This window comes from Shewanella sp. AS16, assembly GCF_021412365.1.
Taxonomy (GTDB): domain Bacteria; phylum Pseudomonadota; class Gammaproteobacteria; order Enterobacterales; family Shewanellaceae; genus Shewanella; species Shewanella salipaludis.
In genome coordinates this window covers 1-288 of record NZ_JAKCLK010000305.1, presented here as the reverse complement: position 1 = coordinate 288, position 288 = coordinate 1, and the positions used below count along the sequence as shown (strand labels likewise).

Genomic DNA, 288 nt, shown 5'->3' with positions numbered 1-288 from the left:
GAATTACTAAAGAGATCATCAGCCGCTACCATGTCGATATCATGGTAATGAGTTGTAAAGGTCTTGATATTAACAGCGGCGCGCTGGACTCTAATGAAGCGGAAGCTGAAATCAAAAAGACAATGATCCGTCAAGCGACAGAAGTTGCGTTATTGGTTGATCACTCTAAGTTTGATCGCAAAGCTTTTGTCCAGTTAGCTGACTTTAGTCATATTAATTACATAATAACTGATAAATCACCGGGTGCAGAGTGGATAGCATTTTGCAAAGACAATAATATCCAGCTGG

1 protein-coding gene is annotated in these 288 nt (G+C 39.9%); it reads left to right on the top strand.

Translation table 11 applies throughout. The features are described 5' to 3' along the window. Window positions 1–288: hypothetical protein (locus LZP73_RS20395; protein WP_234236772.1), on the top strand; the 288-nt coding region annotated here is incomplete at both ends.